This window comes from Bradyrhizobium sp. JHI2711 (genome assembly GCF_056156565.1).
Genome location: NZ_JBPZPT010000003.1, coordinates 718032 through 739019 on the forward strand (window position 1 = coordinate 718032; position 20988 = coordinate 739019).

Genomic DNA, 20988 nt, shown 5'->3' on the forward strand with positions numbered 1-20988 from the left:
AACTGACTAAAAGAGTTCCGCTTGTGAAGATACAGCTCGATCTCTAGCGTCGGTTGTCGAAGCCAGATCCTCAAGTCGCGGCCATTCCTGCGCCAGCTCGTTATAGACTAGCGCCTCGGCGGACCAACCCTTCTGCGTGGCGATTTCGAATAGACGATAAGCTAACGCTCGGGCTTCCGCCGCCCTTGGCCCCATTTCGGCGACAAGTCGACCAGCCGCCGCAGCGCCCCCATCTTCGGCGTTGAGGACGCGAGCAGTATGTTGAACGCATTTCCAAACGGTGAGCGACTTGTCTGTTATGGGTCTCCACTCCTTCGAAAGGTCATCGCGAGGCGTCAATGCGGCCTTGCCTTTAAGATCTTTGAAGACGCCGGAATCGAAGAGAGAGTTTGATGCAATGTTCTTAGCATTGGCGAGGGTGATCAACTCACCGGAAGTGCGTGCATCGAATCCATAGGTTGCGAACCAAGCAAGCGCGACCTGAGTTTCGGGATCGAAGTTACTTTCAAGTTCATTCTCGATTTCCTCCCAGACCCGATTGATGAGTGAGAGTGCTGTCTTGACTGGCATGGCGCTATCGTCGTCTTCCAAAACCTTAGCGTAACGAGAGAATATACCCATTCCGGGACCGATGACCGACTGCTGCATATCCACTGGGCCAACACCTGCCTTGCGAATATCGTCGATGGCATCTGGCAGTTCGCGCCGTAATGCTCTGATAAATTCCCCGCGGGTGACTACGTCGGCCGTAGAGTCGCGTTCGCGACAGACGAGGACGATCGAAGAGGCCAACGCATTGGCACCTTGCGCGATAGATCGACTTGGGTTCTCTGTTCGAATCGGCCATGTTCCGTCGATACCGAAACCTGCATCTACAATCGCTTGAAGAAATCCCGCCCAACCCGCCGAAGTGACTCCTATTTGAGTTTGTTCTTGCTGCTTGAATGCGTAATAAATCGCCATTGGATAGGCACTTTTTGCCGTTCTCATTTGCAATAATGACTTGCGCATCCCCTCCATGAAGAATTGCTCGGCTTCGTTTGCTCCACCATGTCTGTATGGAGTTGCTACCAACTCGGAATCTTTGGGGGTGCTAAGACGACGAAATAGATCAGGGTAGACACCGCCGATCGTGGGTTTCAGCCAGCAATAGAAGAAGTCGGACAGGTCGGCATAGCCCACGTTGTCGTAATAGGGCGGGTCTGTAGATATCACTGCCCCAGCCTTGTAGACTATGTTCTGCGCGTCTTGATTGGATATCTCGGCCTTGGCGGTCTGTCTAAGTTCAACGATGCAGTCGGCGACCGCCTTTGTGCAGGTTGCGATAGACGCGCTTGACTTGCCAAAAGGATTGCCTTCAGCGAAATCCCAGCTCATTGCCAAAGCTTGCTGCGGCATGGTCTTTCCCATTGCATTGTCTTTTGCGAGCCATCCGCAGAGAGAGGATCCATAAAATGCCATTCTATCGATTACCATCGCAAGATAGGTCGCCACCGCATGAGCGTATGCAGTGGCGCCGCAACCACCTTTGTCGAGCGAAGTGGCGTCTCCCGACACTTCAGAACCACCTGCATCAAGAATTATTTGCTTCCGCGCCTCGTGCACGAGGTCAGATAGCGTTGTTAACCCAAGGAGCTGTCGCGGTGTAAAGATCGAGGCGAATGTCGACATGCCGTAGTTTGGTGTCTTAAAATCGCGAGGATTACTCGGCAACTCTCCTTCCGGCTCCCATTGTGGCCTAGCCTGCAGCGCCACCGTTTCCTGTTCGGTAGACGGTGACAGGTACACTCGACCGCTTGGCCCATCTGCAACAATTGCCATGAGCCGAACTCCTAAACCGACTGTTTGACCTTCATTGCGAACGTATGTGAAGGGCATCGACGCACCGGATAAGACACAGATCCCACCGGTGCTTCTTCCTATTGTGCCTACGCGAAGCCGCGCCTCATCCGCCTTCGAAATTGTCCCCGCCTTAACTTCAAACCTGTACCCATCAGGTGATTTGGGATCGAGAGTCGGCTCGACCCAAACTTTCCTTCCATCCTTGTTAGAGAGGATAAAGGAAGAGACGAGAGGGACCATCGCACCCTTTGCCGAGGGATCAGGCGATCGGACAGTGCGGGCCCACAGCCAAGCCACGACCGTACCTTTGTGACCGTTAGGCAATGTTACTTCGGGATAAAATGAACCGATGCGTCGGTGAGCCTCGTTGCAGAGCCATTGGCCATAGTATCGAACATCTTCCGCGAGGCCTTCTGCGCCACGACTGTTCCACTCACCCCCTCGCTTCAGCTTCATTTGCGATACGGGGTTCACTGGGGCATTCCCATGGAAGCGCGGTGGTATCTCAACAAGTGATTTTCCGATCAGGACCGCGATGGGGTTGAGATCGGACCCATACGAACGCAACCCAAGCCGTTGAGCCTCAAGGGGGATCGAACCGCCGCCAGAAAAGGGGTCGAAAACAGGGGGGCCTTTAGTGAACAGATATTCCGAGATGGCTTTCGTACTGCCCTTCGCTGGCGGCTCTTCGTTCAGACCCCACGCGATTGAACGTGCGATCTCCCATCGCGCTTCGTTTAGGATCGCCTCATCGTTTGAGGCCTCCCAAAGCACCAAACGCTCCATTAGTTTGTGCAGGCGTTTGCGCTCCTCATCCTGTTCTTTCTCAGTCTTAAACCGATCTGGCCATCCAGATGGATCGTCGACCAGTTGAGCGAATAGAACGGCCCTACACGCCGCCACTGGTCGTTGAGCCCAATACTTGTGTATCGCAGTTGGGTAGCCTTTAGGTGCCTTTTGCTTACGTCGAGACGATTCGGCATTGATCGCTTCAAGCGGAATTGAAACTTCAATCAACTTCTTGCGGGGATGCTGTGGAGCAATATCAGCCATTAGTCTCTTTCGATATTTCGTAGCAGAAGACACCAATTCTGATGAGACGAATCACATCACCCTCTTCGACACCAGCGGCAGCGAAAAAGTCGCCTACGGCCCTGCGTGCTCGCAGGATCCGCTTTGTACGATCAATATCAGTTTCGATCGTTTGCCCAGGCCTGAAGGTAACGGAGACGGTCCGCGCAGCTGGTTCGAACTTGTTGTTGCCACCGATGGCTTCCTGAGGAAAGAAATCGAGAGGCAAATAGATGTGATTATTGCGGATGTTTCCGCCGGTTATGGTCACTCTTCTGATCTCGTCAGACATGCCACTTCTCCCAATGTCGTCTTTCTTCAAGACGCGCAAAGGGGAGATGTCATTCGACGAACTCGTGTACGATCGTATTGAGCCTGGGTACGAAGAGGAAGGATCCACCTTTTCCCGTGTCCCTTGTGCCACCCCAGGCTCAGACGTTTGTTGAATCTGAGCCATCACCTGGGCGGCCACATCCTCATCAAGGCTGACCCAAATTACCGCCCCGGAGGGGTGCTTGTAAGGAACTGGAGAGGCCAGGCGATGTCCCCTGGTCACAACCCACGGGGTCCGCCAGCCATCGGAAAAAGCCTGGCGTTGGAGGTTTGGCGGAACGCGATGCTTTGGTTCAGCCTTGGCATATGCCTCCAGCGAATCTATGGACGGAAGCGAATCGACGATCTCCGCTGCACCTACCACCGTGCCGCTGCCTTTGCTGATCAAAGCGACAGGACCTCGATAGCGGCAAGCTGCTTTGCGCATCTCCCAGGTCTTTTCGCCCGCGAGAATGAGACTGACATACGGCTCCCGAATTACGATTGCCTTCATATCTTGCGTCGCATCCTCTCTGATCCACCACCTCATGCCGGCGGCATGCCGGACGCCATCAACGTTGCAATATCGAAAACCACCGCTGTCTCCGCAAAGCCTAGTTCCCTACCAAAAAAGCGCCTGATATAGATCGGCTCTCGTGCGAAGCCGCCATCGACTTGAACAATCGCCAGTATAAAGGCCTCAGCGGCGTTCAACGATGCGAGGATCTCATTCTTAGTCAGGATTACGTCGCGTCCGTCGGACTGCCTTCCCTTCACTTCAATGAAACGGAGATGACCTGCCTTCAAGTCGCGGCTCTCGATATCCCAACCCTTCTTTTCAGCCGACACGTCGCGCGGGTCATTGCCAAGAGCACGCTCCGCCGCAAACACAGCCTCCATGGCGAGCCGTTCGATTTCGGCACGGGCCGCCGGGTCTTCGGAGAAGCCATCTAGTTTCTCGGCTGGCGCACTTGCGGGCTTTTTCTTCAGCAGGCCACCAGGAATTACTAGAGCCGCCCCTTTCAACACGGGCGGCAGGGCTGAAATCTGCCGCTCCCGATCCAGTTCTGTTTGGCGGCGATGCAGCCGTTCCACCAGCCGCGCCGCCGTTGCTTCCGCGTTCTGAGCGTTGATCCGTTGTTCCTTGCCGGCACGCTCTTCCTCCCGCAATCGTGCAGAACGAGCATCCCAATAGTTGATTTCGCGATTGAGGCGGGCGCGCACCTCCCGCTCCACTTTGTCGATTTCTGCGATACGACGCGAGCGCACCTCATTTAGATGCTCCGGCACCAGCATCCGCACCGCATAGCCTAACGCCTGTGCCTCAACATTTACCGACAACCACGCGGCAGAGATCGAATCTGCAACCAATAGGCGCTCTTCGGACGTGATTGGCCGACAATCGAGATAGGGTGCGGGGCCTCCGTCTGTTGCGGTCCCATCTTCCTGCAAGAAGAGAAATTGGAGCCGCTGTGAGATCGTTCGTGGCTCACCCGATCGGCCTGTCCGCGCGTCACGAACAGCATGCTCAAGATAAACAAGCAAGCGCGGGGATTGCCCTTCGTCAGTCTCGTCAACCAGCACCGCGCCCTGGGACAGCAGAGGTTGGAAACGTTCGAGAACCACGTCCACCAGCGCTTCCAGAAGGGGGTGACCGGGCGCAACCAGTTCGCCTTGCGGCTTACCAACGATGAGCGCCTTTTCAAACGTGATCCGCGCGTATCGATCGAGCACCGGATCCGATCGGCCGATCAGCCTGTCGCGCTCCTTCAGGATAGATGGCACCCGTAGTATTTCGAAGCGACCTTTCTCTCGCTCTGCAATTCGCCCGCCGAGCAATGTGAAGGCTTCGCGAAAGAAAGCACCAATGAAGTGCGGCTGAAGACGGCGCGCCTGGGCACGTTCCATCTGCTCGCGGACCTCAGCGACGGAACTCGCGCTCATGCCCTCTGAGGTGAGCTTGCGTTCGGCGACAAGCTTTTCAATTGCATCAACGTCGACGGCACCTTCGACCTTCCGAAGCAATTCTGCCTTCTTCTCGGGCCGGTCACCGTAGCGGATCGCGTCAACGAGAAGATCGCGGAGGGCGTGGCCCTCAAACAATTCGCCAAGTACGTCGTAGACTTTGCCGCCAAGGGCGGTGCGAGCCTCCTCAAGCTTTTCGAGCAATCGCCGATATACTTCGCCCTCGCGTGTATTGGCCGCACATAGGTTCCATAGATGGCAGACTTCCGTCTGACCGATGCGATGAATCCGACCAAATCGCTGCTCAAGCCGGTTTGGGTTCCAAGGCAGATCGTAGTTGATCATGAGGTGCGCGCCGCGTTGAAGGTTAACACCTTCGCCAGCGGCATCATTCGCGATCATGACGCGAACCACGGGATCGGAATTGAATGCTGCAATGGCTGCACGACGCGCTTCGCGAGCAACACCGCCGTGGATCACAACGACCGCGGCCGGATCTCCGACCCTCGCGACGATCTTCTGCTGCAAATATTCCAGCGTGTCCTTCGGCTCCGTAAAGATCAGAACCTTTCGCCGAAGGCCGGTTGCCTGATCCTGCATCATTGGTTCATCGAGGATCGATTCCAGTTCACGCCACTTGGCGTCCTGGCCGGAAAGCTTGAGCCGCAGGGCGCGGCCCTCTAGGTCCTTTAAGGTGAGAATTTCGGCTTCCAGCTCAGCAAGGGTCGCGGCTGCGGTTGCCTGATCCGCAATTTGATCCTCCGCCTCTTCAACCTCGACGCCTGGAATTTCGTCTACATCATCGGGATCGCAAGTTGGCAATTCAGGCGCGCCTCGCAGGGAGGCGGAACCCGACTGCCGCATTAGCGTCTCTTCACGCAATCTTTCTTCCAGACGCTTGCGTCGCCGTTCAAGCGAGCGATGAATGGCTGCAGGAGATGATGCCAATCGCCGCTGCAAGATCTGCAACGCGAAGCCTACGCTCGACCTGCGCTTATCATCGCCGGTTCGATCTGCGCGGTTCATCTCTTCCCGCACGTACGTCGTGACCGCTTGGTAGAGATCGGCCTCCACCGGGGACAGCGCATAGCCGGCAGTATAGGCCCGGCGTTCCGGAAAAAGCGGCGTGCCGTCGAACCGGTATAGCTCTTCCTTGGTAAGCCGCCGCATCATGTCGGACACGTCGGCCTTGTGGACGCCTTCGCGAAATCGCCCCTCAAAGCGGTCTGCGTCCAGCAAGCCCATGAATAGCTGGAAATCAGCCTCCTTGCCGTTATGAGGCGTCGCCGACATGAGAAGGAAGTTACGGGTTCGCGTGCCCAGCAGCTTCCCCAGTTTGTGGCGCTGGGTTTCCTTCACTTCGCCACCGAAATAGGAAGCAGCCATGCGATGAGCTTCATCGCAGATAATGAGGTCCCAATCCGGCGCTGCAGCCAACTTGGCTTTCAATTCGTCCGACCGCGCGGCCATATCCAGCCTCATGATCAGACGGTTCTTTTCCGCAAACGGATTGCCGGTGATCGAAGCTTCAATCTGGTCTCTCGTCAGCAAATCAAAGCCTAGGCCGAATTTCTCGGCCATTTCTTCCTGCCATTGTTCCACGAGGCTGCCCGGCGCAACAATTAAGCACCGATCGAGATCCCCGCGGATCATCAGCTCCTTGATGAGCAGGCCGGCCATGATCGTCTTGCCGGCGCCCGGATCGTCGGCGAGCAGAAACCGAAGAGGCTGGCGAGGCAGCATCTCACCGTAAACCGCCGTGATCTGATGCGGCAGAGCCTCGATTTGCGAGGCGCTGACCGCCAGGTAGGGATCGAAGAGATGCGCCAATCGGATGCGGTAGGCCTCTGAGGCGAGGCGCAAAAGGTTGCCATCTGCATCAAAAGCGTACGCCCGGCCGTTCTCGACCAACTCAAAGGACGACTCTTCGCCGCGGTAGAGAAGCCGTTCAGAGACCCGGCCGTTGACCCGAAAAGCGATGTTGATCGCATCTGGGCCGAATTTGGCGACTTGAATGACCTCGGCCGGACCGGAGATGTCGAGCCCACGAAGGATGCTCCCTGGTCGGATCAAATCGAACACAGATGTTTGCTTTTCCAACCGAACCGCCCCCTGAAAAAGTGAACTGCCAACCCAACGCGGTAACATAGGTCAGAGCTGGTACCGTGGACGGAGCTATCCGTCACCTTCCAAAATTCTATGGACCGAGCCCGAAGACCAGTCGAAGCCACGGGCTGTCGTAAAACCTTGTTTGTTGAGCCAATCGGCAATGGCGCGAGTCGTCAAACATCCGGCCGTCTGCGCCTCCGCGATGTGCGGCATCATCTGCTCGCGGAACTTCTTTGCCTTGCGGATCGTAGTCTCGCGAGCCTTCTCCCGCGCCACGTTCAGCTTTTTATTGCGCAGAGGATCCTTGCGATTCAGCGCCTGCCTGGCCTGCGACTTTATCTGACCAAAAAGCGCCGTCAGGCCTTTATCATTGGGTATTTCCAACTCGGCGATACTCTCCGCGAACATTTCGAGCGCGCGGTAGCGCGAAACGTGTTGTTGCATAGACTACGAATCCATCTTCAATGAAAGAACGTCCCCAAACGCTCCGATGTTCGAGGTAATCAGTTTGAGGATCTCCGGATCTTTCAGCACCGCGGCAAGTGCCAGGAGCTTCTTGCCTTGCTCTATCTGCGCGGGGATCAGCTTCGTCGGATCTGCGATGGTGTTGAAAACGCGAAACGTGCCATCGGCTTTAAGAATAATGCCGGCGTCGCCCTCCTCAATCTTTGGGGGCTGGATGTTCTCGCGGGTGATGATTGCTGCCACTTGCGACCTCCTTGTATCTGACTGCTGGTTCGTGTCCAATTCGGATGCTTCGTAGCCGCTTAATATCCGAACGCAGCAATATGGGCCCGTTCGTCGAACAGGTACGACGGCTGCCGGTGGCGACCACTTGCAAGTCGCTGAGGCGAGGAGTGAGCAGGTGGGTTCAGTGCCTCGAACCCAAGCACGGCGAACCATTCCTGGTAGAACTTCCGGAAAAGGAGCGATCCAAGCTGCGCCTCGCTCTTTGTAGAGACTTCGACCAACACCTTCTTGGTCCCGTCCTGTAGGGCTTCGCAAAGCGCCCACGCCCCGACGCTGCGCCTTACGATCGCGAGGTCCCGAACGCCGGCCTGTTCCAAGAGCCAGCCGCCCGCTGCTTCCATCGTCTCGAATGAAACCGTCTTCCCAGCCCCAACCAATGTTACTCGCATGATGACCCCGCTCTGAAAATGCCCCGCGCGAGTCCCCGCTACTTGCGAGAAAGAATTGACCTGCGCAACCTACACTTTAGAACGGCGGGTTGGGAAACACTTAACTTAAGCTAGGCAGATGAGCAGGGGTCTTGGAAAGGTCGGGGCGCGGATCAAGGAGATTTTCGAGAGAGACCCCGCGGGGTCGTTTTCGACCTCAGAGCTTTGCAAGTTGGTCTATCGCACCGAACCGGTCCTCAAGAAGCATCGGGTCGCAGTGTTGAGAGCGTTGCGGTCTCTGGCAAGACGGGAGGAAGCTGAAATTTGGTTCTATGTTCTGCGCCATGAGAAGGCCGACACCGAATGGCTTGGAAGACGATGTCCTTATAGACCGAAGGCTGCGCGCCGCCTGCGGTGAACTGGATCCGCGCCCGGGCGAAGGAGAAAAAGGCCTTTTTGTTGCTCGCAAGTATGAAGGCCTTTCCCGAGTAGGGGGCCTCTTGCGATAAAAATTTGGAGTACGTCGGGACAGGAGCCGAGTCTGAATGGGGCGGTTGCTAGTTGGTAGCTAGGGCGACCTGCTCAAAGCTATAGAATGCAAAAACCCTGCAAATAATGGCGCGCCCGGAACGATTCGAACGTCCGACCCTCAGATTCGTAGTCTGATGCTCTATCCAGCTGAGCTACGGGCGCGTGTTTCGCAAACAGCGCGGGCAGGGCCCGCAAGCAGCCCCCGGCGGAGCCGGAGGGGGTGCGAAAGAGCGCTCTGACTAACCGCTCTTGTCCCGATTGGCAAGGTCCGGCTCGCCGGTATTTTGGAGCATTTCCGCACTTCTCTTCGTCATTCCGGGGCGCGACGAAGTCGCGAGCCCGGAATCCATAACCACCAGCCGGGGTTATGGATTCCGGGCCCGACCCTTCGGGTCGTCCCGGAATGACGGAAGGAATGGCGATGGCCCAGCTCGTTTCAGTCGGCCGCTGGCCTAGCCTTAAGCCCTCTGGCGCTCGTTGCGGATGGAGAGCAGTTCCACGGGACGGTCGGGGATGACGATGCGGAACGTGGCGCCGATGGTGCCCTCGACCAAGTGGATCTCGCCGCCATGGGCGCGGACCAGCTCGGCGGCGATGGCGAGGCCAAGGCCGCTGCCGCCGGGGCGGCCCGAGGTCTGGAAGGCCTCGAACAGGCGCTCCCGGGTCTTCGGGGGAACGCCGGGGCCGGTGTCGGAGACCTCGAGAATGGCGACGGCGCCTTCGCGCTTTCCGGTGATCCGGATCTGCTGCACGCGCCCCTCACCCGCCGCATGGCTTTCGAGCGCCTGGGCGGCGTTGCGGACGAGGTTGAGCAAGACCCGGAACAGCTGGTCGGGATCGGCGTCGACCGCGAGCCCGCGCTCGATCGCGGCGACCCAGGCGATCGAGGCGTCGTTGGCGAGCCCCGCGGTCTCCCGCACCTCCATCACAACAGGCTCGATCAGGATCATGCGGCGGTCGGGTGCGGCCTCCTGGGCGCGGCCGTAGGACAATGTCGACTGGCAGAAGGCGATGGCGCGCTCGAGCGAGCGCACGAGCTTGGGCGCAAAGCGCTGCACGCGCGGATCCGGCACGCTGGCGAGCTGATCCGACAGCAGCTGGGCCGAGGCGAGCAGATTGCGCAGATCGTGGTTGATCTTGGAGACCGCGAGGCCGAGGGCAGCGAGCCGGCTCTTCTGATTCAGCATCGACATCAGGTCGCGCTGCATGTCGGACAATTCGCGCTCGGCGACCCCGATCTCGTCGCTGCGCTGGCTCGGCACGATGATGCCGGCCGAGCTCTCGGGATTCTCGTGGAAGCCGACCAGGCTCGCGGTCAGCCGCCGCATCGGGCGCACGAAGAGATAATGAAGCGCGAGATAGACGAGGCCCGCGGTCAGCACCGCGATGATCAACGCGACCACGACGAGGTTGCGGGAGAAGCGGTACATCTGCTTCCGCAGCGGCAGCTCATCGGTGACGATCTCGATGAACTGTGCATTGCCGACCCCGGGGCCGACGATGCGGATGGCCTGGTTGCCGGTTTCCAGCATCATCCGGAACGAGCCGGTGATCGCCTCCCAAGCCGTCATGTCGCGCAGGTCGATGTCGTGCTCGATGGCGGCGGGAATGTTGTCGCTGGCGAGCAGCCGGCGCTGCTGGCCCATCTTGATTGCGACGGCGCGGGCATTGATGCTCTTCAGGATCTGCCGCGACAGCGAATCGGGGACCATGCCGAGCGGCGCCGCATCCAGCACCAGCGCCGCGGTGTTGGCCGCCGCGACGCGATCATTCAGCCGGTTGACCCAAAAATTCGCGATGGCTGGCACGTAGAGCAGCACCGCGGCGATCATCACCAAGGGAATGGTGAGCAGCAGCAGCTTGCCGGACAACCCGAGCCCGCGCGAGCCGCGGGGCCGCGTCGCCGGCTGGTCTGGCTGATCCAGATCCTGGATCGGCTGGCGATCTGTGGCTGGCACGAAACTCGCCCCTGTTGGCCTTGGCTGATGGAGGATGCGACCCGACCGATGTCCGGTCAAATTACGGATCGCTAATCTGCCGAGGTGTGGTGTAAGCGCTGATAGCGCGAGTCGCCACCTCAAGGGTTAAAAACGCCGCGCAAACAGCGATATTCACCACAATCGCGCGCTTGTGCGGCGTTGACGAAGACAAGGCGCTCCCTTATAAGCCGCGCGAATTGTCCGCGATGACCCGGTGCGACACCGGGAGCGGCTCTCTTGGGGCCGAAAAAGGGCCCGTTTTGGGCCGCATCTTCCGGACTTTACCATCAATTCTACAGGCAAATTGCCCGGTCAGCGGAGAAAAACCCGTGAAGCGGACTTATCAACCCAGCAAACTGGTGCGCAAGCGCCGTCACGGCTTCCGCGCCCGTCTCGCCACTGCCGGCGGCCGCAAGGTTCTCGCCGCCCGCCGCGCCCGCGGCCGCAAGCGTCTGAGCGCCTGAGCCGGACCCCCTTTTTGGGATTTCATCATGGATCGGCTGAGGCAGCGGGCGGATTTCCTCGCCGTTGCCAATGGCGCGCGGGTGAATAGTCCCGCGTTCGTCCTGCAAAGCCGCCGCCGCGATGATTCCGGCCCTGTCAGGATCGGCTTCACCGTCACCAAGAAGAACGGCAACGCCCCCGAGCGCAATCGCATCCGGCGCCGGTTGCGCGAACTGGTGAAGCGGCTCGATCCGACATCGATGCAGCCCCACCATGATTATGTCCTGGTCGGACGAAAGGACGCGCTCTCGCGCGACTTCGCCACCATGCTCGACGATCTGCGCATAGCGTTCACGAAGCCCGCGCGGCATACGGCCAAAGCGCGCGGCCACAGGCCGGGTCACGTCGCAGCGACCAGCCGCAAACCGGATTGATGACGAGACAATCGAGATGACCGACAATCGCAATACCATCCTCGCCGTCATTCTGTCCGGCCTGGTGCTGATCGCCTGGCAGTACTTCTACAATGTGCCGCAGATGGAGAAGCAGCGCGCCCAGCAGCAGGCGCAGTCCGAGCTCCAGAAGGGCAGCACGCCGCAGCCGGGCGCGTCCCCGACGCCGGGCAGCGCGCCGCAGCCCGGCGCGGCCCAGCCGTCGACGCCGGCCGCGAGCCCGCCCCAAGCGGTCGTTTCGCGCGAGACTGCCATTGCAGCGAGCCCGCGCGTCAAGATCGAGACGCCGCGGATCGCCGGCAGCATCTCGCTGAAGGGCGGCCGCATCGACGACATCGCGCTGGTGCAATATCGCGAGACGGTCGATCCGAAATCGCCGCCGATCGTCCTCTATTCGCCGTCGGGCACGGCGGAGCCCTATTACGCCGAGTTCGGCTGGGTTGCAGCGACGGGCGTGACGGCAAAGATGCCGGATGCCCAGACCGTCTGGCAGCAGGAGGGCAGCGGCAGCCTGACGCCGTCGACGCCCGTGGTGCTGAAATGGGACAATGGCGACGGCCTGACTTTCCGCCGCACCATCGCCGTCGACGACCATTATCTCTTCACCATCAAGGACGAGGTGAGCAATGTCGGCAACGCGCCCGTCACGCTCTATCCGTTCGCGCTGATCTCGCGCCACGGCGCGCCGCATGTCTCCGGCTACTATATCCTGCATGAGGGCCTGATCGGCTATCTCGGCGAACACAGGCTGCAGGAATATGCCTACAGCAAGATCGACGAAGCCAAGCAGGTGAACTTCAAGGCCACCAATGGCTGGCTCGGCATCACCGACAAATACTGGGCCTCCGCGCTGCTGCCGGATACCAACGCCCAGCTCCAGGCGCGCTTCTCGTCCAACCCGGTCGGCAAGGTCCATACCTACCAGACCGACTATCTGCTCGACCCCGTCACCGTCGCGATCGGCGGCACCGCGACGGCCAACGCGCGGCTGTTCGCAGGCGCCAAGGAAGCCGGCGTGGTCGGCATCAACTTCCCGCTCGCGGGCCTCGGCGGCTACAACAAGGCGCTCGGCCTCAACCAGTTCGACCTGCTGATCGACTGGGGCTGGTTCTATTTCCTCACCAAGCCGATGTTCCTCGGCCTCGACTTCTTCTTCCGCTTCTTCGGCAATTTCGGCGTCTCGATCTTGCTCGTCACGGTGATCGTGAAGCTGTTGTTCTTCCCGCTGGCGAACAAGTCCTACGCCTCGATGGCGAAGATGAAGTCGATCCAGCCGCAGCTGCTGGCACTGAAGGAGCGCTATCCCGACGACAAGGTGAAGCAGCAGCAGGAGATGATGGAGATCTACCGCAAGGAGAAGATCAATCCGGTCGCCGGCTGTCTGCCCGTGCTGATCCAGATTCCGGTGTTCTTCGCGCTCTACAAGGTGCTGTTCGTCACCATCGAGATGCGGCACGCGCCGTTCTTCGGCTGGATCAAGGACCTCTCCGCGCCGGACCCGACCAATCTCTTCAACCTGTTCGGGCTCATCCCGTTCGATCCGACCACGATTCCGGTGTTCGGCTATTACCTCGCGCTCGGCATCTGGCCGATCATCATGGGCATCACGATGTGGATCCAGATGAAGCTGAATCCGACGCCGCCGGATCCGACGCAGCAGATCATCTTCAACTGGATGCCGCTGATCTTCACCTTCATGCTGGCGGGATTCCCGGCGGGCCTCGTGATCTACTGGGCCTGGAACAACCTGCTCTCGGTGGTCCAGCAGGGCTACATCATGCGCCGCAACGGCGTGAAGGTGGAATTACTCGACAATCTCAAGGCGACGTTCGCGAGGAAGGCGACGTAGTCCTTCGATAATGTCAGGCAAACTGCCTCCACAGCGTATGCCCGGGCTCGTCCCGGGCATCCACGTTTAGGAGGGTGCCTCACAGTCAGACGTGGATGGCCGGGACATTTGGTTGGGAAGGACGCGCTTCGCGCTTTTGCCCGGCCATGACGAGAGGATAGCCCGCTCGCATGAACGAGAAGACCGACGAGCGACTGATCGAGGCCGGGCGCAAGCTGTTCGCCCGCGACTGGCAGTTCATCTGGGCCTCGCCTTCGATCGAAACGCTGCCGCCGATGGCGGGGCTGGAGATCGCCTTTGCCGGGCGCTCCAATGTCGGCAAGTCGAGCCTGATCAACGCGCTCACGGGCCGCAACGCGCTGGCGCGCACCTCGCATACGCCGGGCCGCACCCAGGAGCTGATCTTCTTCGAGGTCCCCGGCAAGAACGACCTGCGCCTCGTCGACATGCCCGGCTACGGCTATGCCAAGGCGCCGAAGAGCCAGGTCGCGTCCTGGACCGAGCTGATCCACAAATTCCTGCTGGGACGCGCCAGTCTCGCGCGCGTCTACGTGCTGATCGATGCGCGGCACGGGATCAAGGATGTCGATCTCGAGGTGCTGAAGACGCTCGACCGCTCCGCCGTCAGCTACCAGATCGTGCTGACCAAGGCCGACCAGGTGAAAGTCGCCGAGCTGCAAGCACGCATCGCCGAGACCGAGGCCGTGCTCGCCAAGCATCCGGCCGCGTTCCCGACCGTGCTCGCGACCTCGTCGCGCAGCGCGACCGGCATGGCCGAGCTTCGCGCCGCGATGGCGAAGCTCCTGGAAGAGCGGGCCTCGTGATGGCAGCGCACCGCCTGCTGATCGGGCTTGCCGGCTTGATGGGCGCCGCCGGCGTCGCGCTGGCCGCCGCGTCCGCCCATGGTGCCGACGCGAGCCGTCTTGCCTCCGCCAGCGCCATGCTGCTGTTTCATGCAAGTGCCATACTTGCGACCATCGCCTTGCTCACGCGCGGCCTTCTGCACGGCGGAATTGGAATCGTGGCGACGTTCGGCTTCGCGATCGGTGCCGCGCTGTTCGCAGGCGACCTCACCTTGCGGCAGTATGCCGGGCACGCGCTGTTTCCGATGGCGGCGCCGACGGGCGGGATGGTGATGATTGCGAGCTGGCTGGCGGTAAGTGTGGCGGCGGTGGTGGCGAAGCGCTGAATCCGTAGCCCGGATGGAGCGAAGCGCAATCCGGGGCCGGTGTCTGCGGCGACGAATCCCGGATTACGCTGCGCTCCATCCGGGCTACATAGCTGCCACACCTTTGCGCTGTCCCCGCCAATCGGATAGAACGCGCACCATTCGACCCGCCAGCGAGACCCGCGACATGACCGACATCTCTCCGCTCGACCAGGCCCGCATCCTGTCCGAAGCGCTGCCGCACATGCAGCAATATGACGAGGAAACCATCGTCATCAAATATGGCGGCCATGCCATGGGCGACGAGGAGACCGCGAAGAACTTTGCCCGCGACATCGTGCTCTTGGAGCAGACCGCGATCAATCCGGTGGTGGTGCATGGCGGCGGGCCGCAGATCGCGACCATGCTCAAGCGTCTTGGGATCGTCTCGGAATTCGCCGCGGGCCTGCGCATCACCGATGCCGCGACCATCGAGATCGTCGAGATGGTGCTCGCCGGCTCCGTCAACAAGCAGATCGTCGGCTACATCAACGAGGCCGGCGGCAAGGCGGTGGGCCTGTCCGGCAAGGACGGCAACATGGTGAAGGCGACCAAGACGACGCGCACCATCGTCGATCCCGACTCGAACATCGAGAAGGCGATCGATCTCGGCTTCGTCGGCGACCCCGAGAAGGTCGACCTCACTTTGCTCAACCAGCTGATCGGCTACGAGCTGATCCCGGTGCTGGCCCCGCTCGCAACCTCGAAAGAGGGCCAGACGCTGAACATCAACGCCGACACCTTTGCAGGGGCCGTCGCCGGCGCGCTGAAAGCCAAGCGCCTGCTGCTGCTCACCGACGTGCCCGGCGTGCTCGACAAGTCGAAGAAGCTGATCCCGCAATTGTCGGTGAAGGACGCGCGAAAACTGATCGCCGACGGCACCATCTCCGGCGGCATGATCCCGAAGGTCGAGACCTGCATCTACGCGCTGGAGCAGGGCGTCGAGGGCGTCGTCATCATCGACGGCAAGATGCAGCACGCGGTGCTGCTCGAGCTCTTCACCAACCAGGGCACGGGCACGCTGATCCACAAGTGATGCGGGAACGCGAGCAGCGGAAGAAGGTCGTCATGCCCGGGCTTGTCCCGGGCATCCACGACCTTTCTTCTCGCGGCAAAGACGTGGATGGCTGGGTCAAGCCCGGCCATGACGATTTGAGAGAGCGTCATCCACGCCGCTCCCCCCTCACCCGCTTCCTGATGACGCTGCCTGCCGCAACTGTCTCCTTCTTCTTCTCCTCGGCGCCGGCGATCGCCGACCTCAAGATCTGCAACCGCATGTCCTATGTGGTCGAGGCCGCGATCGGCATCGACGACAAGGCGGCCACCGCGACGCGCGGCTGGTTCAGGATCGATCCCGCCGCCTGCCGCGTGGTGGTGCAGGGCACGCTGACCGCCGACCGCATCCTGCTCAACGCGCGCGCGCTCGGCGTCTACGGCGCGTCCCCGATCCCGCAAAGCGGCAACGACATGCTGTGCGTCGCGCAGGACAATTTCGTCATCGCGGCGGCCAGGCAGTGCCGCAGCGGCCAGACGCAGGTTCCCTTCACACAGGTGACGCCGACGCAAAGCCCGGACGGCAACCTCGTCGCTTATCTCGCCGAGGATTCCGAATATGACGACGAGCAGGCGCGCCTCGCCGGCATCCAGCGGCTCCTGGTGATCGCAGGCTACGACGCCGCGCCGATCGATGGCGTCGACGGGCCGAAGACGCAGAGCGCGCTGGCCGCATTCCTGAAGAGCCGGGGCTTGTCGTCCGACATCGTGGGCTCGCAGAACTTCTTCAAGACCATGGTCGATGCCGTGCAGACGCCGTCCGCGACCGGCCTCACCTGGTGCAACGACACGCCGCACAAGGTGATGGCGGCGATCGCGACCGACGACGGCAAGGCGGTGACCAGCCGCGGCTGGTATCGCATCGATCCCAAGACCTGCCTGCACCCCGATGTATCAGGCCAGCCGAAGCAGATCTTCAGCTTCGCGGAAGCGGTCGACGCCGACAACCGAATCGTCAAGCTTAAGGACAAGCCGCTGAATTGGGGCGGCGACAGGCAGCTCTGCACACGCGAGACCAAGTTCGAGACCAGCGAGCAGACCGATTGCGGCGCGCGCGGCTTTGCGCCAACGGGCTTCGGCGCGGTAGACATGTCGAGCGGCGGCAAGACGCTGCGCTTTGCCGTGCCGTGAGATTGGCGCAATGATCAGCACGCAAGCATCCACAAGCTCCGCCGTCGTCCCCGCGAAGGCGGGGACCCATAACCCCAGGGAGTGGTTGCGGAGGGAAGCTGGTCACCCCGAGTCTTCGCAAAACTCCTCCCTGGGGTTATGGGTCCCGGGCTCGCCCTTCGCGCGCCCCGGGACGACAAGTTGAGAATGCCGATATGACCTTCCCCCGCAGCTTCAACCATGTCGACACCTGGGTGTTCGACCTCGACAACACGCTCTATCCGCATCACGTCAATCTGTGGCAGCAGGTCGATGCGCGGATCGGGGAGTTCGTCTGCAACTGGCTGAATGTCGGCCCGGAGGAAGCGCGGGCGATCCAGAAAGACTATTATCGCCGCTTCGGCACCACGATGCGCGGCATGATGACCCTGCACGGCGTCTCCGCCGACGACTACCTCGCCTATGTCCACAAGATCGACCACTCTCCGCTGGAGCCGAATCCGGCGCTTGGCGCGGCCATCGCAAAGCTGCCGGGCCGCAAGCTGATCCTCACCAACGGCTCGGTCGACCATGTCGATGCCGTGCTGGCGCGGCTCGGCTTCGCCGGCCATTTCGACGGCGTGTTCGACATCATCGCCGCCGAGTTCGAACCGAAGCCGGCGGAGCAGACCTACCGCAAGTTCCTCGGCCAGCATGCGGTCGATCCGACCCGCGCCGCCATGTTCGAGGACCTCGCCCGCAACCTCACCGTCCCCTACCGGCTCGGCATGACCACCGTGTTGGTGGTGCCCGACGGCACCAAGGAGGTGGTGCGCGAGGACTGGGAGCTGGAAGGCCGCGACGCCGCCCATGTCGACCACGTCACGGATGATCTGGCGGGGTTTTTGGCAAAGTTGTCGGGGTGATTTCGTAGCCTGGATGGAGCGCAGCGTAATCCGGGGCTGGCGTAGCTGCGGAGAGACTGTCCCGGATTGCGCTTCGCTCCATCCGGGCTACGGGTCTTCCCGGGTGGTGATCCAGAACGCAGCCTTGACTCCGCTCCGCCAAATCCCGAAAAAGCGCTCCAATTCTCGCGAAACCACGCGCTTCCCAGAGGAAATCACGATGTCCCTTGCAGCCCTCGAATCCACCATCAACAGCGCCTTCGAGGCGCGTGAAGGCATCTCGACCACGACCAAGGGCGAGGTGCGCGAGGCCGTCGACCAGTCGCTGGAGATCCTTGACAAGGGCGAGGCGCGCGTTGCCGAGCGCGGCAGCGACGGCAAGTGGAAGGTCAATCAATGGCTGAAGAAGGCCGTGCTGCTGTCGTTCCGCCTCAACGACATGGACGTCATTGGCGGCGGCCCCGGCAAGGCAAGCTGGTGGGACAAGGTGCCCTCGAAGTTCGAAGGCTGGGGCCCGAACCGCTTCCGCGATGCCGGTTTTCGCGCGGTGCCCGGCGCGATCGTCCGCCGCTCGGCCTTCATCGCCAAGAACGTCGTCTTGATGCCGTCCTTCGTCAATCTCGGCGCCTATGTCGATGAGAGCACGATGGTCGACACCTGGGCCACCGTCGGCTCCTGCGCGCAGATCGGCAAGCGCGTGCACATCTCGGGCGGCGCCGGCATCGGCGGCGTGCTCGAGCCGCTGCAGGCCGAGCCGGTCATCATCGAGGACGATTGCTTCATCGGCGCGCGCTCGGAAGTCGCCGAAGGCGTGATCGTGCGCAAGGGCGCGGTGCTGGCGATGGGCGTGTTCCTGGGAGCCTCGACCAAGATCGTCGACCGCGAGACCGGCGAGGTCTTCATGGGCGAAGTGCCCGAATATTCCGTCGTGGTGCCCGGCGCGCTGCCCGGCAAGCCGATGAAGAACGGCCAGATCGGCCCGAGCACCGCTTGCGCCGTGATCGTCAAGCGCGTCGACGAGCGCACGCGGTCGAAGACCAGCATCAACGAGCTGCTGCGGGATTGATGCAAGGCGAGTAGCGAATAGCCAGTGGCGAATAGGGCGCCAATCCTACTTGCCATTCACCATTCACCATTCGCTGCTAGGATCGAACCCACCCTCCCTCCATCGCGACCAATTTCCGGGCGGCCATTCCGCCCGGAGCCACTCGCATGGACTGGATCTGGTACCTATTCCGCTTCGACGGCCGCATCAATCGCGCCCTGCTGTGGCAGGCGCTGCTGATCGTTGCGCTGCTGGCAGGCTTGCTGGAGGTGATCGGTCAGATCATTCATCTGCCCAATGCCGACGGATCGTTGAAGCTCTCGCTCAAGCTCGATTTCGGCCTTGGCGATCTGTTCAAGCTGGCCGATCCCCGGGAACACCCTTCACTCGCGTCTACCGACCGCGCGCCCCTGATCCTGAGGGCATTCGGCATGTCGCTGTTCCTGTGGGTCTATCTGGCAACGGCGATCAAGCGGCTGCACGACCGTGACAGGAGCGGCTGGTGGCTCGTTCCGTTTTTCCTCGTGCCCGGCCTGTTCAACCAGTTCTCGGACCTGCTCCCCGACACCAGCGTGATGCTTCTTTTCAACCTCGCCGCTTCGATGCTGTGGCTGTGGGGTCTCGTCGAGATGCTCTGCGTGCCCGGCACTGTCGGCGATAACCGGTTCGGGCCTGATCCGCTGGCCGGGATCGCGTATGAGTCCACGCCCGCCTCGCCGCCTGCGAAGAGCTGGGACCAGGACCGCGAGATCGAAATTGTTCCGCCCAGCGCTAGCCCACCCGGCGGCATGCATGTTAAGCGGGGCGCATGACCGATGCCCTCTCGATCGCCCGCGACCTCATCCGTTGCCCCTCAGTCACTCCGGCCGATGCCGGCGCGCTCGGGGTGCTCGAAAAAATCATGGGCGCTGCCGGTTTCACCTGTCACCGCGTGACCTTCAGCGAGGAAGGCACCGCCGACGTCGACAATCTCTACGCTCGGATCGGCACCGACGGTCCGCACATCACCTTCGCAGGCCACACCGATGTGGTGCCGCCCGGCGACGAGAGCGCCTGGAGCGTCGGCGCGTTCTCCGGAGAGGTGAAGGACGGCGTGCTGCATGGCCGCGGCGCGGTCGACATGAAAGGCGGCATCGCCTGCTCGGTCGCCGCGGTGCTGGAGCATCTCGCCGCCAACGGCGGCAAGCCGCGCAGCGACGGAAAGGGCTCGATCTCGTTCCTGATCACCGGCGACGAGGAAGACGTCTCGATCAACGGCACCATCAAGCTGCTGAAATGGGTCGCCGAGCGCGGCGAGAAATTCGACCATTGCGTGCTCGGCGAGCCTTCCAACGTCGAGACGCTCGGCGACACCATCAAGATCGGCCGGCGCGGCTCGCAATCCGGCACGCTCGTCGTCGACGGCGTGCAGGGCCACGTCGCCTATCCGCACCGCGCCTCCAATCCGGTGCCTGATATCTCGCGGCTGATCGTCGCGATCTCCGACGAGCCGCTCGACAATGGCAGCGCGCAATTCCAGGCGTCCAATCTCGAATTCGTCTCGGTCGACGTCGGCAACAAGGCCTTCAACGTCATCCCCGGCGAGGCCCGCGCAAGATTCAACATCCGCTACAACGACAACCACACCCAGACGAGCTTGCGCGAATTGGTCGAGACGCGCCTCGCCAAAGCCTGCGGCAACCGCATCAAGGCCCGCATCGTCTGGGAGCCCTCGAACTCGAACGTGTTCGTGACCAAGCCGGGTCCGTTCACCGATCTCGCGGTCTCCGCGATCGAGGAGGTGACGGGGCGCAAGCCCGAGCTCTCGACCTCAGGCGGCACGTCGGATGCGCGATTCATCTCCTTCTATTGCCCCGTGATCGAGTTCGGCCTGGTCGGGCAGACCATGCACCAGATCGACGAGCGCGTGCCGGTGGCGGATCTGGAGAGGCTGACGAAAGTGTATCGCGGGATTTTGGCGCGGTATTTTGCTTGAGGCAGTGTTGCCTCCATAAACACGACCGTCATCGCCCGGCTT

The 20988-nt window shown here is 61.2% G+C and carries 18 protein-coding genes and 1 tRNA gene; 11 read left to right on the forward strand and 8 right to left on the reverse strand.

Features of this window, described 5'->3' with window-relative positions:
- Positions 1 to 6: 6 nt before the first annotated feature.
- From ACTEK7_RS25705 to ACTEK7_RS25740, 8 genes are all read right to left on the reverse strand, one after another.
- Positions 7 to 2895: a DUF1156 domain-containing protein gene (locus tag ACTEK7_RS25705; protein ID WP_225147254.1), complete on the reverse strand. Its 2889-nt coding sequence runs from the start codon at positions 2893 to 2895 to the stop codon at positions 7 to 9.
- Complete coding sequence (locus tag ACTEK7_RS25710) at positions 2888 to 3739, reverse strand: ASCH domain-containing protein (protein ID WP_225147253.1); 852 nt, start codon at positions 3737 to 3739, stop codon at positions 2888 to 2890. The genes ACTEK7_RS25705 and ACTEK7_RS25710 overlap by 8 nt, the downstream gene beginning before the upstream one ends.
- A 32-nt stretch (positions 3740 to 3771) precedes the next feature.
- On the reverse strand, positions 3772 to 7290 hold the full coding sequence (locus ACTEK7_RS25715; RefSeq protein WP_225147252.1) for a protein NO VEIN domain-containing protein: 3519 nt from the start codon (positions 7288 to 7290) through the stop codon (positions 3772 to 3774).
- 75 nt (positions 7291 to 7365) lie between these two features.
- A complete protein-coding gene (locus ACTEK7_RS25720) occupies positions 7366 to 7743 on the reverse strand; it encodes a recombinase family protein (protein ID WP_225147251.1) in 378 nt (125 codons plus the stop codon).
- A 3-nt stretch (positions 7744 to 7746) separates the two neighbouring features.
- A complete protein-coding gene (locus ACTEK7_RS25725; RefSeq protein WP_225147250.1) occupies positions 7747 to 8007 on the reverse strand; it encodes a hypothetical protein in 261 nt (86 codons plus the stop codon).
- Positions 8008 to 8066: 59 nt separating this feature from the next.
- Entirely contained in the window at positions 8067 to 8438 is a 372-nt protein-coding gene (locus ACTEK7_RS25730; RefSeq protein ID WP_225147249.1) for a hypothetical protein, read from the reverse strand.
- A gap of 595 nt (positions 8439 to 9033) precedes the next feature.
- Positions 9034 to 9110 (reverse strand) — tRNA-Arg (locus ACTEK7_RS25735).
- Positions 9111 to 9406: 296 nt separating this feature from the next.
- A complete protein-coding gene (locus ACTEK7_RS25740; RefSeq protein ID WP_036014057.1) occupies positions 9407 to 10906 on the reverse strand; it encodes a sensor histidine kinase in 1500 nt (499 codons plus the stop codon).
- Between the two features lie 350 nt (positions 10907 to 11256).
- Here ACTEK7_RS25740 and rpmH point away from each other — a divergent pair, with 350 nt between their 5' ends.
- The 11 genes from rpmH to dapE all read left to right on the forward strand — a co-directional run bounded on the left by rpmH (position 11257) and on the right by dapE (position 20946).
- Positions 11257 to 11391 carry a 50S ribosomal protein L34 gene (gene rpmH / locus ACTEK7_RS25745; protein ID WP_008542748.1) on the forward strand — a complete coding sequence of 45 codons (135 nt, stop codon included), beginning with the start codon at positions 11257 to 11259 and terminating at the stop codon, positions 11389 to 11391.
- Between the two features lie 27 nt (positions 11392 to 11418).
- The gene (gene rnpA, locus ACTEK7_RS25750) at positions 11419 to 11805 is read left to right on the forward strand and encodes a ribonuclease P protein component (RefSeq protein WP_225134005.1); all 387 of its coding nucleotides are present in this window, start codon (positions 11419 to 11421) and stop codon (positions 11803 to 11805) included.
- A gap of 16 nt (positions 11806 to 11821) precedes the next feature.
- Positions 11822 to 13672, forward strand: coding sequence for a membrane protein insertase YidC (gene yidC / locus ACTEK7_RS25755; protein WP_036041754.1), 1851 nt, complete (start codon positions 11822 to 11824; stop codon positions 13670 to 13672).
- Positions 13673 to 13842: 170 nt separating this feature from the next.
- Positions 13843 to 14496, forward strand: a complete 654-nt coding sequence (gene yihA, locus ACTEK7_RS25760) for a ribosome biogenesis GTP-binding protein YihA/YsxC (RefSeq protein WP_225145583.1) — start codon at positions 13843 to 13845, stop codon at positions 14494 to 14496.
- A complete protein-coding gene (locus ACTEK7_RS25765) occupies positions 14496 to 14861 on the forward strand; it encodes a DUF423 domain-containing protein (RefSeq protein WP_225114333.1) in 366 nt (121 codons plus the stop codon). Before yihA ends, ACTEK7_RS25765 begins: the two co-directional genes overlap by 1 nt.
- 166 nt (positions 14862 to 15027) lie before the next feature.
- Positions 15028 to 15915, forward strand: a complete 888-nt coding sequence (gene argB / locus ACTEK7_RS25770; RefSeq protein ID WP_036014067.1) for an acetylglutamate kinase — start codon at positions 15028 to 15030, stop codon at positions 15913 to 15915.
- A gap of 161 nt (positions 15916 to 16076) precedes the next feature.
- A complete protein-coding gene (locus ACTEK7_RS25775; RefSeq protein ID WP_036026517.1) occupies positions 16077 to 17063 on the forward strand; it encodes a DUF1036 domain-containing protein in 987 nt (328 codons plus the stop codon).
- A gap of 194 nt (positions 17064 to 17257) precedes the next feature.
- Entirely contained in the window at positions 17258 to 17947 is a 690-nt protein-coding gene (locus ACTEK7_RS25780; protein ID WP_057027530.1) for a pyrimidine 5'-nucleotidase, read from the forward strand.
- Positions 17948 to 18146: 199 nt separating this feature from the next.
- Positions 18147 to 18992 (forward strand): 2,3,4,5-tetrahydropyridine-2,6-dicarboxylate N-succinyltransferase, encoded by an 846-nt coding sequence (gene dapD, locus ACTEK7_RS25785; protein WP_074448081.1) that lies wholly within the window; start codon positions 18147 to 18149, stop codon positions 18990 to 18992.
- A gap of 146 nt (positions 18993 to 19138) precedes the next feature.
- Positions 19139 to 19783 (forward strand): DUF805 domain-containing protein, encoded by a 645-nt coding sequence (locus ACTEK7_RS25790; protein WP_225147248.1) that lies wholly within the window; start codon positions 19139 to 19141, stop codon positions 19781 to 19783.
- Positions 19780 to 20946: a succinyl-diaminopimelate desuccinylase gene (gene dapE, locus ACTEK7_RS25795; RefSeq protein ID WP_225147247.1), complete on the forward strand. Its 1167-nt coding sequence runs from the start codon at positions 19780 to 19782 to the stop codon at positions 20944 to 20946. Before ACTEK7_RS25790 ends, dapE begins: the two co-directional genes overlap by 4 nt.
- Positions 20947 to 20988: the final 42 nt, after the last annotated feature.

Excerpts from the sequence above, each read along its gene's own strand:
- dapD (WP_074448081.1), top strand. The coding sequence starts at position 18,147 with ATGTCCCTTGCAGCCCTCGAATCCACCATCAACAGCGCCTTCGAGGCG.
- ACTEK7_RS25720 (WP_225147251.1), bottom strand. The coding sequence starts at position 7,743 with ATGCAACAACACGTTTCGCGCTACCGCGCGCTCGAAATGTTCGCGGAG.
- rnpA (WP_225134005.1), top strand. The coding sequence starts at position 11,419 with ATGGATCGGCTGAGGCAGCGGGCGGATTTCCTCGCCGTTGCCAATGGC.
- ACTEK7_RS25790 (WP_225147248.1), top strand. The coding sequence starts at position 19,139 with ATGGACTGGATCTGGTACCTATTCCGCTTCGACGGCCGCATCAATCGC.
- ACTEK7_RS25775 (WP_036026517.1), top strand. The coding sequence starts at position 16,077 with ATGACGCTGCCTGCCGCAACTGTCTCCTTCTTCTTCTCCTCGGCGCCG.
- ACTEK7_RS25705 (WP_225147254.1), bottom strand. The coding sequence starts at position 2,895 with ATGGCTGATATTGCTCCACAGCATCCCCGCAAGAAGTTGATTGAAGTT.
- ACTEK7_RS25710 (WP_225147253.1), bottom strand. The coding sequence starts at position 3,739 with ATGAAGGCAATCGTAATTCGGGAGCCGTATGTCAGTCTCATTCTCGCG.
- yihA (WP_225145583.1), top strand. The coding sequence starts at position 13,843 with ATGAACGAGAAGACCGACGAGCGACTGATCGAGGCCGGGCGCAAGCTG.
- ACTEK7_RS25730 (WP_225147249.1), bottom strand. The coding sequence starts at position 8,438 with ATGCGAGTAACATTGGTTGGGGCTGGGAAGACGGTTTCATTCGAGACG.
- yidC (WP_036041754.1), top strand. The coding sequence starts at position 11,822 with ATGACCGACAATCGCAATACCATCCTCGCCGTCATTCTGTCCGGCCTG.
- ACTEK7_RS25780 (WP_057027530.1), top strand. The coding sequence starts at position 17,258 with ATGACCTTCCCCCGCAGCTTCAACCATGTCGACACCTGGGTGTTCGAC.
- dapE (WP_225147247.1), top strand. The coding sequence starts at position 19,780 with ATGACCGATGCCCTCTCGATCGCCCGCGACCTCATCCGTTGCCCCTCA.
- ACTEK7_RS25765 (WP_225114333.1), top strand. The coding sequence starts at position 14,496 with ATGGCAGCGCACCGCCTGCTGATCGGGCTTGCCGGCTTGATGGGCGCC.
- argB (WP_036014067.1), top strand. The coding sequence starts at position 15,028 with ATGACCGACATCTCTCCGCTCGACCAGGCCCGCATCCTGTCCGAAGCG.